Here is a 16,485-nt window from a genome sequence, read left to right as displayed (position 1 = left end):
AGCTAGGAATATCTCAATAAAGATTGAGATATAACCCTCTACTTTTTGCGGGAAGGGATGCCAATGCAAATTGATACATGGATTTTTTACACCCTGGCCATTTTGGTGCTCACTGCATCGCCTGGGCCAAGCTCATTGCTGTGTTTAAGTAAAGGTGTGAGTAGTGGGTTTCGTATTGCCCTCATGACTGCGCTAGGCAGTTTATCAGCGATCACTATTATACTAACGCTTTCTTTTACCGGGTTAGGGGTTGTGATTGCCTCATCTGAGCTGGTCTTCAATATCATCAAATGGTGTGGTGCCGCTTATTTAATCTGGTTAGGCATTCAAGCGCTGCGCTCTTCTCAAACGGATTTTGACAAAACGGCAGCCGTCCAAAGCTCCTCGAATGGGATCAGCGCGTTCACCAGTGGTTTTATTGTTGGCGCTAGTAACCCGAAAGCGATTGTCTTTTTTACCGCTTTGTTTCCTCAGTTCATTGATCCCTCTGCGACTTTGCTGGCTCAATACGCGATTTTTGCATCTACATTTGTGGTGTTTGAGCTAAGTTGGCTAACATTTTATGCATTATTAGGTGTAAAAGCTTCAGACTGGCTGTTTGTCGCTGGAAGAGCCAAGTTGTTCAATCGCCTGACTGGCGGAGTATTTATTAGCGCGGGCGTCATGTTGTCGACGGCAAACCGATGAGAAAGCGCGTGTTCGGTGCATGGTTGGATTATTTCAATAGCGTAAGTTGCAATAACCTAATTTAGCGTTAGCTTATTTCCATTATGGAAATAGACGTTTTGTTTATTTTCATTAGTGGCAACAGGTAAGCCGGAGTAAAATCACGTTACTCTTTAGGGGTAGAATCCATGTTTTATCTTGTGGGTTTGTGGTTACTTTTTCAGGGACATCTCAGATGAAAAGCCTTTCTGAACTACAACAACGTTTTCTAGACATTGCGACTGATGTTCGTCTTTCTCCAAAACAAAAGTCGAACTTTTTGGTCTTGGAGGCGGAAGCATGTATTCCTTACATGTCGATTTCCCCATCGCTAAGACAAGCAATGGATGAAGGAATCATCTGTGATATGTTTGAAGGCCATGCACCTTTCAAACCACGCTATGTGCTGCCTGATTACGCTAAGTTCCTATCGCAAGGCTCTGAGTATCTAGAGTTGCTTCCAGCTGACGATTTCGATGATGCGCTGAATATGCTCACCATCATTTACCATCATGTTCCATCGGTAACGAATATTCCGGTGTATTTAGGTCAGTTGGATGATGTCTTACTGCCTTACATAGGCGACCTGACAGAGAATCAAATTTACAAAAAGTTAAAACATTTTTGGATCATGTTGGATCGCACATTGCCAGATGCGTTTATGCACGTGAATGTCGGACCGACAGACAATATTATTTGTCGCACTATTTTAAAAGTGGACGCCGAGCTCAAGCAGATTGCGCCAAATCTTACTTTCATGTACGACGAGTCGGTCACGCCTGATGATTTACTTCGTCAAGCGACGCAGAATATTTGCGAGTGTAGTAAGCCTCATATTGCCAATTACCCTGCGCACTCTAAAGCCTACAGCGGTTCACGTTTTGGTATTGTAAGTTGCTACAATTCACTGCCACTGGCTGGTGGTTCAAACACGCTGGTGCGAATGAACCTAAAAGAAGTCGCAGAACGAGCATCGGATTGTAACGACTTCTTAAACAGTGTTTTACCTCTATACCATCAATTAATGGTTGAGTTGATGGATGCTAGAAGTACGCACTTGCATGAAAAGTCCAATTTCTTTCAAGGATTTTTGACGCAAGAAGGGTTGATTGAAGAGTCCCGTTTCGCACCAATGTATGGCATTTATGGTATGGCAGAAGCGGTGAATCTTCTGTTCGAAAAAGAAGGCCAAACGGGGCAGTACGGAAAAGATGAACGTGCGAATGCCTTTGCTCATGATGTTTCAGCCACACTGGCGAAACTAGTGGAGTCAACCCCAGTGAAATACGGTTTGGATGGCAAAGCGCTCTTACATGCTCAAGGTGGTATTAGCTTAGATCTTGGCGTTACGCCAGGTGTGCGCCTTCCTTATGGAACGGAGCCAGACCCTGTCACTTATGTACAAGCAACAGCTGAGCATCACCAGTATTATCGTGCAGGTATCAGCGATATTTTGACGATTGATGAAACGGTGAAATCAAACCCAGAAGCGATGTTCAATTTGTGCAAAGGGGCATTAAATGCTGGCTATCGTGAGTTTACCGCGAATGTGGCCTCAAATGATTTGATTCGCGTTACGGGATACATGGTCAAACTTTCTGATATCGCAAAATATGATGAAGAAGGTTCGAGAACCAATACGACGTTTCTGGGAGCAGAGGCGGCAAAAAATACTGGGATTTTAGAACGCTCACCACGTGTGGTGAGTCATGAAATGACACCGACCTACACGCAGGCGTAAAGGTCGGTTTAGGAAAGAACAAGATGTCTAGACGAAGTGGAAGCCTTTTGGCAAAAGTCACTCGTATCCTTCCTTTCTCTTGTGTTGATGGGCCAGGAAATCGTCTAGTCATCTTTCTACAGGGTTGTAACTATCAGTGTTTGAACTGTCATAACCCTCATACAATAAACCATTGTAATCACTGTGGTGATTGTGTGAGTGAGTGCCCGGCAGACGCACTGAAGTTCGACGAAAACAACAACGTTGTTTGGCTTAAAGAGGAGTGCACCCACTGCGATCATTGTATAGAGATATGTCAGAACCAATCTAATCCAAAAATTACTGACTACTCTGTGGTAACAATGCTCGATTTGATACGCAAACATCGCTTTTTCATCAGTGGTGTTACAGTATCCGGTGGGGAATCTACCTTACAACTTCCTTTCATTATTGAGCTGTTTAAAGGGATGAAGCAAGATCCTGAGCTACAGCATCTTTCTTGTTTCATCGACAGCAATGGCTCTTTATCAGTGACAGGTTGGCAGCGTGTGCTTCCTTTTCTGGACGGTGCGATGATCGATTTGAAATCGTGGCAGACAGAGACGCACCAGTGGCTAACTGGGCGTGATAATCACCGTGTATTCAAAACGCTTCAGTACCTCGCAAAGCATGAAAAATTGTATGAAGTTCGGTTACTGCATATTCCAGGGAAAAGTGATTTAGATATAGAAATCGTAGCGATTGGGCGCTATTTGAGTACTTTGCCTGAATCGGTGCTTATCCGTTTAAATGCATTTCAACATCACGGAGTCATGGGGGAGGCGCTAACTTGGGATGCGTGCTCTCGCCATGATATCGAACGCTTAAAATCAGAACTTTTACGTTACGTGAGTAACCCCATCGCAGTGCCGACTGTACTCACGTAATGCAGTTTTGATTCGTTATCTTACTCACGCATCGCACGCGTCTAGCATGGCACAGGCATCGAGCAATTGTTTTTGTAGCCATTTTAAAGCCGGATCGTTCAAGCTCGCTTTGTTCCAAACGAGGCTGTAGGCTACCTGTCCATAATCGAATGGAAGGGATTGTTCAACCAAGCCTTTTGCTTGCATGGCCGCCCTTGCCCAAAGTTTGGAACAGGTGAACAAGTAATCTGAGTGCTGACACATCACCGCAGCTGAACCAAAATCCGCTACACGCATAGCCATGTTTCGCTTCGAGTGCCTTTGTGTGAGGTTCTGCTCGAAATAAGGTTGTGAGAGATCTTTATCATGAATCCCAATGTGTCTTGCACAGAGGTAGCTTTCAATAGACAAAGGCTGATTAGAGAGTGGATTTGATGGTCCCATTAAACAAACCATTTCATCTTTCAGAATGGTTTGCCATACCAAGTCTTTGTTTTGCGTGGGCGGCTGACTAAGATCGTGTGGAAGCAGCAAAAAGTCCACTTGGCCTCTTACCAACGCATCGAAACTCATTTCCTCTTTTGCATGCACATTCAAATGTGCGTGATTGCCGAGTTGCTGAGATAAATGCTGTAGAACTGGCGCAAAAAGCTCAAACGAACTTTCACGCATAGCTAATGAGAAACTGCCCTGATAGTAAGCTGGATTAAATGAGCCCTGATGTAATAATCCATTCATGCTAGAGAGTATGCCATGGATCGAGGGGCCAATGTGCAGCGCAAATGCCGTTGGTACCAAGCGAGTACCATCGCGATAGAAGAGGTCATCTTTCAGCGTTTCACGTAATTGTCCAAGTGTTTTACTGACGCTCGAAGGTGTTACACACAGGCGCTCTGCGGCAAGCGTAACACTGTGAGTGGTTAACAACATATGCAATACAGTGAGGTGTTTTAGGCTAATGCGTGAAAGAGCAATGTAGTCCATAAATAGCATGGTTTCTTATGATTTTTGGCAGTATATCAGGATGAAACAAATTTTTACTATTGTTTATCTCGTAAATGAGCATCTTTCGCTTTGAGCTCAATGTATTTAACGTGTTGTGTAAAAATAATTTGAGCTTTGTAAGATTAAAGAATTCTCTTGGATTTGTTAGGTCTTTGGCATTTTCCTTTCCTCAATTTTAGAATTTCTATTTCATTTATCTTTCTAGTGCGAGGGCTGAATAGTTTGTGTACGAATGAAAAGCCGTAATTGCCTCTAAAAATAGCCATTGTGTTGTTAATTGTTTGGTGATTTACTCAAGATCCTTAAGTAACAGAGGTATAAATAATTAATGGACGACCCCTTTAGTCGACAGAACCCTTCACCGTATGTCTTCCCATCACTGGAGGCGTACTCATGTTAGAACTTTTCATGCAACCAGAGGCTTGGGCGATTTTCGCCACTTTGTTTGCGCTTGAAGTTGTCTTAGGCGTTGATAACGTCGTTTTTATCTCCGTCCTATGTGAAAGATTGCCACAGCACCAACGTAAACTGGCAAGAAACCTTGGCATCGGCCTTGCTGTTATTGCTCGTATTGCATTGGTTTTTTCTATCTCTTGGATTATGCAGTTGACTCAACCACTGTTTTCCATCGTAAACCAAGCGTTTACCGGAAGAGACGTGATCATGATCGCGGGTGGTGCATTCTTATTGGCAAAAAGCCTGAAAGAGTTGTGGAGCTGGCTAAATCACAATGAATCTGGCCACTCGACTCATGCTCGTACTGGATTAGCGGTAGTGCTGCTGCAGATTGTTGCTGTGGATGCGGTATTCTCAATGGACTCGGTGATAACCGCCGTCGGTTTGACAAGTGATGTCCCGCTTATGGTCGCGGCGATTGTCTCGTCTGCAATCGTGATGGTAATGACTGCTGAAAAAATCAATAATCTGGTGACGCGCTATCCCGGCTTTAAAACGTTGGCATTGCTGTTCCTCGTTTTATTGGGTGGCTTATTGATGGCAGAAGGCTTCGCAATTCATATCAATAAAGGTTATGTGTACTTTGCGATGGCATTTGGTTTGATTCTGGAACTTTGTCATATCCAGCTAAAAAACAAACAGCGTCCTAGCATTAAGCGTCTTCGTCCGTTGCGAATTCGAGCAACGAGATTAGAAGCTCGTCAATAATAAACGACATTGCCGCTCACATGAGCGGCATTTTTGTATCTTACATCGCCTATTTTAATTCTCGTTTTGCTTTGTTGTCGTCTCGATAAAAAATCGCATTTGTTGTTGTGTCGCAGATTTTTTATATAGAGCGCCCAACTAACACGAGTGAACGAAAATAATGAATAAAATGATCGATGCGTTAGCAACCAATGGCTACTACATCTGGGATGATTTTCTTTCTGAACAAGAGGTGGCTCAACTGCGAGATTGCATTCCAAGCAACTGGAAAAAAGCACGTATTGGTCGTAACGATGATGTTACTCGTATTGAATCTATTCGTAGTGACAAGATTCAATGGTTATCGCCAAATATGGGGCATGCTGTTACTTCTTACTTGGATAAAATGGAAGAGATCCGCCAAGAAGTGAACCGTCACTTGTTTCTTGGACTTTTTGAGTACGAAGCTCATTTTGCCAAGTACGAGAAAGGGGACTTCTACCAAAAACATTTAGATTGTTTCAAAGGTAACGAAAACCGTCGATTGACGACCGTTTTTTATATGAACGAATCCTGGACGGAAGAAGACGCGGGTGAATTAGTAGTATACGATTTGAATGACACTAAAATTGCAACCATTCCCCCACGCTCAGGGCGTTTGTTCGTATTCTTATCAGAGCAGTTCCCACATGAGGTGTTACCAACCAATGCCGAGCGTTTTAGTATCGCTGGTTGGTTCAGAATCAATGGTGTGCGAGATAATTTACTTGATATTGCTAGGTAGCTATTTGTCTGCCTAGTCTTATCATCCTAAAAAAGGGGGCGTGTGTTCGCCCCTGTTTTGATTAAACGTCGGTTGAGAGTTCGTAACACTCTGTCATGTGTCGTTCTAATACCGCATAAACGTCAGAGCAAAGCTCCTCTTTGGCTATTTGCTCACCCATAATGTCGGCGATCTGTGTTTGAGTCATTCGTCCTCGATAGGGGCGATCTTGAGACAGGGCTTGGAAGACATCCGCGACAGCAATGATACGCGATGGAACATCGAGCTCGTCGCCTGTTTTGTGATAGGGATAGCCCGACCCGTCTAAACGTTCATGATGATTGGAAGCCCATTCCGCTATTTTCGCGTTAGGAAAGACCTTGTGCAATGCGAGCTGAGTATCAATGGTATGGCGTTTAATGCGTGTGTACTCTTGTTTGTTTAGAGAGCCTTCTTTGTGAAGGATTTCATCTGGCGTTTTTAATTTTCCAATATCATGCACCAGCCCTGCAATATATAACATTTCTTGGTCGTGCTCGTTTAGCCCAAGCTTAATTGCTAGATAACGAGATAATTCCGCTACTTTTTGTGAATGTTGATAAGTGAACGGGCTCTTTGCATCGACAATTTGAGCGATAAACATTCCCAAACTGTTCATATCTTGGATGGTTAATTGTTTTTGAAGCCAATCAATGCTTTTAAAATTTAGGCCTATGGTTTCAATATTTTCCGACTCCATCGCGAACCAAAACGCGTCGGTCATGACGAGTTTAACCATTGCTTCGGCCATGCTTGGATTAAACAAGGTTCCAACGTTTGCCATGATACACTCAGCAATCAATTTCTCATGAAGCGTGACAATGTCACAGTGGCAGTTCATGACGTATTTTGAGCGCATAAAATCAAGGCGATCCGATAAGTAGAGCAGGGCGGCCACCTCTTTTTCAAAAGGCGGTAAATCGAGCTCTTTTAGTTCGCTCCAATGTGTATGGTGGTAAAGAACTGGTGTCGCAAATTGGCGCAACAAACGACACTGCTTGAGGCTTCGGTACCCTCTTAAGCAGTGTGTTTTCACGTCTTGTGGCACCAGCTCTCCAAGTAACATTTTATGTTCTTGTGTTTCGGAGACTCCACAGTCGTGGATCATACCTGCGAAGTAACAAAACTCCGCTTTTTCTGGCTCCCAACCCATGACGCGAGCACATTGGTAAGCGATATAAGCGACACGATGGCTGTGGTGAGTATCGTCAACACCGACATAATCGAGAGCTCGAGCAACCCAGATAAGTGCTTGTTTTAGATCGACTTCAAAGCCCGTGTCCGTATGGGAATGGCAAGAATGATTCATGGTTTATACCGACATTGCTAATTAGCCCACGCGAAACCCAAATCAGAAGGTGATAGGAAAATTGGGTACGACAGCGAATAGACCCCAAAAAGGTGGGCGTTTAGACGTAGTTTTAATTATGGGGCGGATAATAATCCTAGTTGCATAACAATATCACCTGAAGCTCATGATTAAGAGTCAGTTATTTGAACTAAGTATTAGTTTTGAAAGATTATTGTTGCTTTTATTGACTTATTTGAAAACGACAATAAATCATGATGTAACGCATTCTTATTTGTATTTTTATAAGTGATGTTCGGATTAGATTACTGATATACCGTACCGTTATGTGATTAAGTAGAATCCATATTTTTGAGTTTGTATGAATGATAAGGCACCTTCAATAACCACTTTATGATCGGCAAAGCCGAAGAGGGGTGAGTTATTAAGGTAACGCTAATGGAAAATCATAAAAAATAATTTTCTCTACAGCTCATGTGGTGTGGGGAGATCAAGATAACGGTATTGCTCCCTCTGCAGCATTTATGCGTTGATGGAATGACTTAATTAAAAAATGTGTGATTGCAAAGTAAGCATAGGTGATAAAAGTAGCTAGAATGATAGCTCTAAATGAAAAGGATTTCGTATGTTGAAGCATCGCTTATATCGGACTTACACCGCAGGGCTAAAAATAGCAGCTCTTATCCTTCCTATGCCGAGACCAACCTTGTTTTCCGGCCCTGGTTCGATGAATGAGCTATTAGAATCGATGACCGAACTGGGATTTAAACGCGTCTTATTAGTTACCGACGAAGGGTTAGTCCAAGTCGGTATTGTCGATAAGGTGCTCAAGGCGGCAGCACAACTCGATTTACAGTTAGATGTTTTCTCGAAAGTGCAGCCCGATCCTACCTATGATCAGGTAGAAAGCGGTCTAGAGGCTTACCATCGTTTTCATTGTGAGGGCATATTAGCTTTGGGTGGTGGCTCGGCAATGGACTGCGCAAAGGTCATTGCTGCGAAAGTTACCAATAAACGGCCAATAAAAAAGTTAGCTGGACTATTGAAAGTATGGCGAATGCCAGCGCCTCTGTTTGCTATTCCAACGACCGCAGGAACAGGAAGTGAGGTCACCATCGCCGCGGTCGTATCAGATCCCTCCTCACACATTAAAACCCCTTTGATGGATCCAAAGTTGGTGCCACTAATGGCAGCTTTAGATGCGAACTTAATGATTGGTTTACCTCCTAAGATCACGGCTGATACTGGCGTTGATGCATTAACTCACGCTATTGAGGCGTATGTGTCGAGAAATGCTACTCAAGAAACTAGGGCTTACTCTGTTGCCGCCATTAAGTTAATTTTTAAGCATCTTCCTCGGGTCGTAGCGCAAGGGGATGATGTTGAAGCTCGACATAAAATGGCCATGGCATCCTACTACGCAGGTTTAGCATTTACGAAAGCGAGTTTGGGTTATGTTCATGCGTTTGCTCACACATTCGGTGCGAAATATGGAATACCTCATGGCATGGCAAACGGATTAGCCTTGTTACCTGTGCTGCGCTTTTCATTATCAGAGATAGAGCCTCAACTAAGAAAACTCGATGCGTTGACGGCCGAAGGGCAGTCAGGTGAGGCGAGTGCTCAACACTTTTTGACGCATGTGGAGTCTTTGTTTGCAAGCATTGATATTAAGCAGACAAGTGCACTCATTCAGCGCGAAGATGCTGATGCGCTTGTAGATTTAATTCTGAAAGAGGCGCACTGGAATTACCCTGTCCCTAAGTTCATGAGCAGGGAAGAATGTACTCAGCTATTGTTGGATATTAGTGGTGTGTAAGTTTTTATTTACACTTATGGTTTTTTATCCTTACACTTTGCTTGATCTTCTGCTGAAGATCCTACAATATCGACAGCATTACAAATATGGTATTGGTTTCGGTACGCCGTTGCTCGATTTAATACCGATAATTCCTAATAAAGTGTAAAGATAAATATACAATGAGTCGTTCTAAAGTATTCGGTAGTACGCTAATTATTGCGGGCACTACAATAGGTGCTGGCATGCTAGCCCTTCCACTTGCCTCTGCCGGCATTGGTTTTTCAACTTCAATCATCATCATGCTCAGTTTATGGGCTCTGATGGCTTTCACTGCCTTACTCATGCTAGAGCTTCATCAGCATGCAGAAAGTAGTGCAACTCTTCATACTTTAGCGAAACAGATCCTAGGCCAAAAAGGCAAGTGGGTGGCAAGTTTTGCGATGTTGTTTCTGTTCTACTCATTGTGTGCAGCGTACATCGCTGGCGGTGGTGCTCAGTTCGGAGACCGCCTTGCACAATGGTTTGACCTTGATATTTCAGGGCCTACATCAACGATGATCTTTACCTTGATTGTGACTTTAGTTGTGACAGTTGGTACAGGTACGGTCGATAAAGTTAACCGCGTGTTGTTCGCGATGAAACTTGTTGCGATGGTTGCTGTGCTTTCTTTTCTTGCTCCAAACGTTACGGAATCTTACTTATTGAGTATGCCGATTGAGCAAGGTCTTATTGTAGCGGCGATTCCTGTTATCTTTACTTCGTTTGGTTTCCACGGAAGCATTCCGGCAATTGTGAATTACTTAGATGGCGATACTTCTTCTTTGCGCAAAGCCGTTATTATTGGCTCGACGATCCCGCTCGTGATTTACATCTTTTGGCAGATCGTGACATTGGGTGTGGTTAGCCAAAGTACGCTTATTGAAAACGGTGGGTTGAGCGCGCTTATTGGTCAACTATCGCAGACGGTGCACCAATCAAACTTAGGCAACATTGTCGGTGTATTTGCTGATTTGGCTCTGTTAACGTCATTTCTTGGTGTGAGTTTGGGTCTATTCGAATTTTTGGGTGATACCATCAAAGGGAGCAACGATAAGCCTAATCGCTTGGTTGCGGCACTCGTGACGTTTACCCCACCGCTGGGCTTCGCACTTTTTTACCCTCAAGGCTTTATTATGGCTTTGGGCTATGCAGCGATTGCCTTAGCGATTTTAGCCATCTTTTTACCTCTGGTTATGGTGATCAAGGTTCGTAAATCGGATGATTTTACGGGGGAGTACCGAGTTGCTGGTGGCCAAGGCGCATTAGTGATAACGGGTATCGCAGGCACAGGTATCGTATTAGCTCAGGTGTTAATTACTTTGGGTGTGCTTCCTGCTTTGGGCTAGTTGTTTGGAACGTTTTCTGAATAACTTCTAGTTACTGAATTCATCGTAATCAATCAGTATTGTTAAGCCAACGAGTTTCGCTCGTTGGCTTTTTTAATCTGGATCAAATTACCGTAAGATATTCGGTGAAAGAATTGGTAGAAATGTGCTTTTATTTCGTACACTTAAGTTGTGGTATATCGATAATTTAAGTGGAGAAAACCGCTCAAAATACCATTGAATTTGCAACACAATGAGCTTCTCTTTTTTCTCTGCTTGGGTGTGGAGGTGAAGTATGGCGCACCGGAGTTTTTACCCGTTTGCAAAACCGCTTAATGAGCAACTGCAAACGCTAAAGGGCAGGATGCAGGCGCACTTGCCGTGTATTGATAGGGTGTCATTTGCTAAATATCACCCAGACCAAGATGTGCTCAAATCATTTGCAGAAAGTGAGTTCGACACTTGGTGTTTAGCCCACCATGAGTCAGCATTCCGTAAACTCCACCACCTCAATATTGCCTCCAAAAACGCGATTCCTCGCATCGTCGAAGACCTTCACTATATTAATCACTGTCCTCGGGTTCAAACCTTACTCAAACACGGATACCAGTCGTCGGTTGCGATTCCTTGTTACGACAATAAAGCATTTACTGGCTTTGTGTTCTTAAATTCCACTCAGCCCAATGCATTTAGCTTAGAAGCGTTGAAGAGTCTTAAACCTTATTTCGAAATGATTCAATTTGCGGTTGAATCAGAAGACCACGTCGTTAGCGCGATAGAAACGTTGGCGAACCGAATGCAATGTATGATGCCAGGCTACTCCCCTGAGTTTTACGCGCATACCAAACGAATGAAGTACTATAGCCAAGTCATCGCAACGCAGTTAGCGGATCGTTATCACCTGAATGATGAAATGGTCGAAGATATTGGTATTTTTGCTCAATTCCATGCGCTCAGTGATGTTCAGCTGCCAGTTGAAATTGCTAGTCGCCGAACAAATTATACTCAAGAACAAGAGGCGATATTGATTCAACATATTGAGCGTTGCATCGACTCGGCCGATGACATAGTGGCTCGTATCGGAAATCCGGTTCACCCGAGTGTGACTTTGTTTTTGCAGATGGTTACTTATCAATACGAAAACTTAAATGGTACTGGTTATCCGTATGGTTTAACCAGTGACGATATACCAATCGCCGCGCAAATTACGGCTGTCGCGAATGCCTTTGATTTTATGACGACGCACCATCCGTACAGACAAGCGTGGTCCATCCCATACGCATTGTTAGAACTTGAAAAATGGGTATATCAGGGATGGTTATCTCGAGAATGTGTTAATGCTCTGCGAGAGCATCAAGGTTATATAAAGCAAATCATCCACAAATATCCGGAGCACTATACAGGCTTGGGGTTAATGTGAAGAGCAGTAACGAAGTTGAAATGTTGACGAGGAGGAATATTTAAACAATACTGTTTTTATATACAGTAGTAAGTTTGGAGGTGAAGTATGTTGTGGGAAACCCTTGAAAGAGTAAACCGCTTACGCCAACAAGCACTTGCAAATCCTGAGTTTGTTGAGTCAGCAAAAGAGCACGAACAAGCACTTCAGGAGCAAGAATACCATTATCAAACGAAGAAAAAGCGTTCAGCCAAAGACAAACAAGGTAAAAAGTCGCTGGCCGATATCTATAAAGAAGTAGAGTTTGGCGCTGACGCTCGTCATTAATTTATTAACTGCGGCATTTCTCATTTCTTCATGCGCCGCAGTATTCATTCAAATTTATGCGAGGGCAGTGGTAGACCGCTGCTCTCGTTGACCTGCCGACAATCCACTAATGAAGTCATCCGCAACAAATAATCATTAACGCTTAGTAATTCTCTCAATGATCTTGTTGGTGTAATGATAATGACAACGGTTTGCATTTGTATCTTTGTTGTTATATAAAACCTCCCTTATTAATCGTTCTGTTGAATAAGAACGGCAAACGTGATGAACGAATGAAAGCGAATGAAAGCGATTGATTAGCTTTCATTTGTGAATGGCTATTAGGTGAAGTAGGGATGTTGGAAGCTAAAGCACTCCAGTTTGAGATTGAAGGCAAGTCATTGCTAAAAGCGTTTGATGTGACATTTGAACCTGGAAAAACATACGCTCTTGTTGGGCACAATGGTTCAGGAAAATCGACATTGTTAAAGTTGCTGGCACAGCAACAGCTATACACCGCTGGTGACGTGGTTCTGCATGGAACGAGCATTAACGATCTCTCAGCGAAAAAATTCGCCCAACACATTGCCTACTTGCCTCAGCATCTTCCGGTGACCGACAGTATTTTAGGTCGTGATTTAGTCGGCTTTGGTCGTTACCCATGGCATGGTTTACTTGGTCGTTTGAGCAAGAAAGATCATGACATTGTTGAAGAATCAATGGCGATGACAGGAACACTAAAATACGCAGATCGCTTAGTTGATACGCTATCTGGAGGGGAGCGCCAACGAGTGTGGCTAGCCATGCTATTAGCGCAAAAAACCGAGTATTTGCTTCTTGATGAGCCTTTGTCTGCGTTAGATATTAGCCATCAAGTCGATATGTTGAAGCTCATCTCTAAACTCAGTAAAGAGTTGGGTTTGGGCGTTATTATCGTATTGCACGACATCAACTTAGCGGCGCGCTTTTGCGATCATATCGTTGCATTACATCAAGGTGATTTGATTGCACAAGGCAATGTTGAACAGGTGTTTACTGAACCTAAGCTGAGGGACATATACGGGATAGAGATGAAGATCTCTGACCACCCTGCGGGTTATCCGGTGGCGATGCCAAGCTAGAGGTTGAATAATGAGCAGTACAAACACTCGACTTAAGCATTTCTCTTTCGCTCTCTCACTTAGTGCGCTTTTGGTCAGTTCCTTTCAAGCAGTAGCTGAGGCGTCACCTCGGGTGATGTCGGTTGATTGGACACAAACTGAAACGATGTTGGCGTTAGGGGTCGTGCCCGTAGGCGTCGCTCAAGGGCAAGATTACGATGCTTGGGTAAAATCGCCACCGTTACCACCTCAAACTAAGGATGTAGGGTTAAGAACTCAACCCAATATAGAGCGTATTTACGAGCTCAGACCTGACCGTATTTTTATTGCCCCGTATTTCTCCTCAATGAAGCATCGCTTAGTCGATATTGCCCCCGTTACCACGATTGACTTATATGAAAGCGGGATTACAGATTGGTCGGTACTTACTCGTTTCACTCGGAGGTTTGGTGAAGAGCTAGGAAGAGAAGCGGAAGCTGAGGCACTTATACAACAATATGAAGAACGTTTCTCTTTATTAAAACAGCGCATAAACAAAGGCCAGCCGCCGCTTTTAATGATTCAGTTTATGGATACGAAGCACGTTCGTGTTTTTGGTCAGAATAGTCTTTACTCTCAGGCTATCGAAAAGATTGGGCTGAGTAATGCGTGGAACGAAGAGACAAATAGCTGGGGCTTCAGCTTAGTCGGCATCGATAAGTTAGCAGGTATAAGAGCCCAAATTGTTATCGTTGAGCCATTGCCTCACGGTGGCGAAAAGCAGCTCTCTCAAGATCCGTTTTGGCAATACGTTGTTCAACAGTCTGGTGAGAAGGTCATGCAAGTCGCGCCTGTTTGGAGTTTTGGTTCTATGCCTTCAGCGCTTCGGTTCGCGGAGTTAGTTACGGCGAGTAAGGTCGAGGAGTTAGAACAATGAAAGCCATGCCTTTAAGCCTTGTGGTGTTACTTTCGGCATTTACCTTTTCTATTGGTGCTTTCCAATTGTATCAAGCAAGTTCATTCTCACTGGCTCTTAGCAGTTTATGGAAACCTAACTTTCAATCTATCGATTCCGTCTTACTTCACTTTAGCTGGTGGCCTCGAGTCTTCACCACGATTATATCTGGTGCTGGATTAGCGGTTGCTGGGGTATTGATGCAGCAAGTTCTGCGTAACCCTCTCGCTTCACCCACGACACTTGGTGTGGCGAGCGGTTCAAGTTTTGCTTTGATGTTAGCTACGCTATTTGCCCCTTGGATGTTGGATATAGCACCTAATTTGGTTGCTCTCATCGGCGGTGTGACATCGATGGGGTTGGTGATGCTGTTGTCATGGCGACGAGCGTTATCTCCAACGGTTGTCGTCGTTTCTGGGTTAGTGATAAACCTGTACTTTGCATCATTAAGTACGGTTATTCTAATGATGAATACCGAAAAGCTGAATGGATTAATGATATGGGGAGCGGGCTCGCTTGTTCAGAGCGGATGGGGCGATTTCTCGTATCTTGCACCTCGAATCGCACTTGCTACGGTTATCGCATTTGTGTTTGCAAAGCCGTTAAGTCTGTTAGAACTCTCCGAGCAAGGTGCCAAGAGTTTAGGTGTCTCGCTAGCCAAACTGCGCTTTGTCTGTCTTGGGCTTGCGGTACTAATCACTTCTTGGGTCGTTTCTGCAGTAGGAATCATCGGTTTCATCGGATTAGCAGCGCCAGCGATTACTCGATTGATAGGTATCAATAAAATCCAGCATAAGCTTTGGGTATCAATGCTGATTGGTGCCATGTTATTGACTTTAACCGATTTGGTTATTCAGCAACTGCCGGGGCTAATGGCGAGTTTTATACCAACGGGAGCAGCAACGGCTGCACTGGGCGCTCCGCTACTGTTATGGCTGCTACCTCGCTTATCACAAAAGACGCAGGGTCATACTCAGACGGTGTTAACTCGGCATCGTCAACATGTTTACAGGCTAAACCCTAAAGCGATCTTATTGTCATTGATCGGCACGCTAATTTCCGTTGTTCTTTTTGCCACAGTTGCTGTGCAAAATGAAGGGTGGACAAACTTGTTTGCTAGCCAAAATTGGATTTTTTTGGAATGGCGCGCACCTAGATTATTTGCAGCAGCAATTGCGGGGGCAATGTTAGCGATTGCTGGCTCCATGATTCAACGCCTAAGTGGAAACCCAATGGCCAGTCCAGAAGTGATCGGCATCAGTTCAGGGACAGCGATGGGGTTGATCATCGCGATGTTTACTGGGTTTGGTTCGTCAATTTTCACTCTTTCTCTAGGCGGGCTCGTAGGCGCATTAGCGACGGTATTGGTCATTGTGCTGCTAAACCGTAAATCAGGTTTTCAGCCGGAGCGCATTTTGTTGACTGGTATTGCTATTACCGCACTGATGAATGCAATACAGAGCTTTATTCTAGCCACTGGTGACCCAAGAAGTTATCAAGCATTGGCTTGGTTGTCTGGGTCTACCTACTATGTTTCGGTTGAAACGTTACTCCCATTGTCTTTATCTGCGCTTGTCTTTATAGGGTTGAGTTTTCTCTGCGTAAGATGGCTAGATATTCTTCCTGTTGGCGCCGCTTCCTCTAAAGCACTTGGGATTCGCGTTGATCGTTCGCGCGCGATACTGCTGCTTTTAGTTGCTTGTCTCACGGTCAGTGCGACATTGGTTGTTGGTCCTATTAGCTTTGTTGGGTTACTGGCTCCGCATTTAGCTCGCTTATTTGGCTTTAACAAAGCGTCACAACACATGTTATGCGCCGCGATATTGGGTTCCGGCGTGATGTTGTTGGCCGATTGGTTGGGACGACAAGTTCTTTACCCACAAGAAATACCAACAGGGCTGATGGCATCTCTCATTGGCGGTTTGTATCTGATGTGGGGATTACGCCGTTTATAGATACCAGCTAAGCCTCAACGAAGAAAGTACTTATACA

Annotated in this window: 14 protein-coding genes; 12 read left to right on the top strand and 2 right to left on the bottom strand. The window is 44.0% G+C overall.

What is annotated here, in order from left to right:
• Positions 1-63 precede the first annotated feature (63 nt).
• From L3V27_RS09580 to L3V27_RS09570, 3 genes are all read left to right on the top strand, one after another.
• Positions 64-687: a LysE family translocator gene (locus tag L3V27_RS09580; protein ID WP_012841868.1), complete on the top strand. Its 624-nt coding sequence runs from the start codon at positions 64-66 to the stop codon at positions 685-687.
• 214 nt (positions 688-901) lie between these two features.
• Positions 902-2,446 carry a YjjI family glycine radical enzyme gene (locus L3V27_RS09575; RefSeq protein ID WP_237311709.1) on the top strand — a complete coding sequence of 515 codons (1,545 nt, stop codon included), beginning with the start codon at positions 902-904 and terminating at the stop codon, positions 2,444-2,446.
• 23 nt (positions 2,447-2,469) lie between these two features.
• Positions 2,470-3,351, top strand: coding sequence for a YjjW family glycine radical enzyme activase (locus tag L3V27_RS09570; protein ID WP_006741577.1), 882 nt, complete (start codon positions 2,470-2,472; stop codon positions 3,349-3,351).
• A 24-nt stretch (positions 3,352-3,375) separates the two neighbouring features.
• On the opposite strand, the gene L3V27_RS09565 is transcribed toward L3V27_RS09570, so the two are convergent.
• A complete protein-coding gene (locus L3V27_RS09565; protein ID WP_041853038.1) occupies positions 3,376-4,314 on the bottom strand; it encodes a LysR family transcriptional regulator in 939 nt (312 codons plus the stop codon).
• Between the two features lie 414 nt (positions 4,315-4,728).
• On the opposite strand from L3V27_RS09565, the gene L3V27_RS09560 reads away from it, so the two are divergent.
• Together L3V27_RS09560 and L3V27_RS09555 are read left to right on the top strand one after the other, a co-directional pair.
• A complete protein-coding gene (locus L3V27_RS09560; RefSeq protein WP_167426618.1) occupies positions 4,729-5,499 on the top strand; it encodes a TerC family protein in 771 nt (256 codons plus the stop codon).
• 160 nt (positions 5,500-5,659) lie between these two features.
• Positions 5,660-6,262: a 2OG-Fe(II) oxygenase gene (locus L3V27_RS09555; protein ID WP_046875222.1), complete on the top strand. Its 603-nt coding sequence runs from the start codon at positions 5,660-5,662 to the stop codon at positions 6,260-6,262.
• A gap of 61 nt (positions 6,263-6,323) precedes the next feature.
• On the opposite strand, the gene L3V27_RS09550 is transcribed toward L3V27_RS09555, so the two are convergent.
• On the bottom strand, positions 6,324-7,589 hold the full coding sequence (locus L3V27_RS09550; RefSeq protein ID WP_237311707.1) for an HD domain-containing protein: 1,266 nt from the start codon (positions 7,587-7,589) through the stop codon (positions 6,324-6,326).
• A 625-nt stretch (positions 7,590-8,214) separates the two neighbouring features.
• On the opposite strand from L3V27_RS09550, the gene L3V27_RS09545 reads away from it, so the two are divergent.
• The 7 genes from L3V27_RS09545 (at position 8,215) to fhuB (ending at position 16,448) form a co-directional block, all read left to right on the top strand.
• Positions 8,215-9,408 carry an iron-containing alcohol dehydrogenase gene (locus L3V27_RS09545; RefSeq protein ID WP_225461644.1) on the top strand — a complete coding sequence of 398 codons (1,194 nt, stop codon included), beginning with the start codon at positions 8,215-8,217 and terminating at the stop codon, positions 9,406-9,408.
• A gap of 161 nt (positions 9,409-9,569) precedes the next feature.
• The gene (locus L3V27_RS09540; protein WP_237311705.1) at positions 9,570-10,775 is read left to right on the top strand and encodes an aromatic amino acid transport family protein; all 1,206 of its coding nucleotides are present in this window, start codon (positions 9,570-9,572) and stop codon (positions 10,773-10,775) included.
• A 274-nt stretch (positions 10,776-11,049) separates the two neighbouring features.
• Positions 11,050-12,174 (top strand): HD domain-containing phosphohydrolase, encoded by a 1,125-nt coding sequence (locus L3V27_RS09535; RefSeq protein WP_237311704.1) that lies wholly within the window; start codon positions 11,050-11,052, stop codon positions 12,172-12,174.
• 87 nt (positions 12,175-12,261) lie between these two features.
• Entirely contained in the window at positions 12,262-12,480 is a 219-nt protein-coding gene (locus L3V27_RS09530) for a hypothetical protein (protein WP_005377723.1), read from the top strand.
• Positions 12,481-12,815: 335 nt separating this feature from the next.
• Positions 12,816-13,580, top strand: coding sequence for an ABC transporter ATP-binding protein (locus tag L3V27_RS09525; protein WP_237311703.1), 765 nt, complete (start codon positions 12,816-12,818; stop codon positions 13,578-13,580).
• A 10-nt stretch (positions 13,581-13,590) separates the two neighbouring features.
• Positions 13,591-14,475, top strand: a complete 885-nt coding sequence (locus L3V27_RS09520; protein ID WP_046875228.1) for an ABC transporter substrate-binding protein — start codon at positions 13,591-13,593, stop codon at positions 14,473-14,475.
• A complete protein-coding gene (gene fhuB, locus L3V27_RS09515; RefSeq protein ID WP_237311702.1) occupies positions 14,472-16,448 on the top strand; it encodes a Fe(3+)-hydroxamate ABC transporter permease FhuB in 1,977 nt (658 codons plus the stop codon). The genes L3V27_RS09520 and fhuB overlap by 4 nt, the downstream gene beginning before the upstream one ends.
• Positions 16,449-16,485: the final 37 nt, after the last annotated feature.

Origin of the sequence: Vibrio sp. J2-3(2022) (assembly GCF_021725735.1) — a bacterium.
GTDB lineage: Bacteria > Pseudomonadota > Gammaproteobacteria > Enterobacterales > Vibrionaceae > Vibrio > Vibrio diabolicus.
The sequence above is the reverse complement of the archived record's forward strand: the minus strand, read 5'-3'. Positions and strand labels throughout refer to the sequence as shown.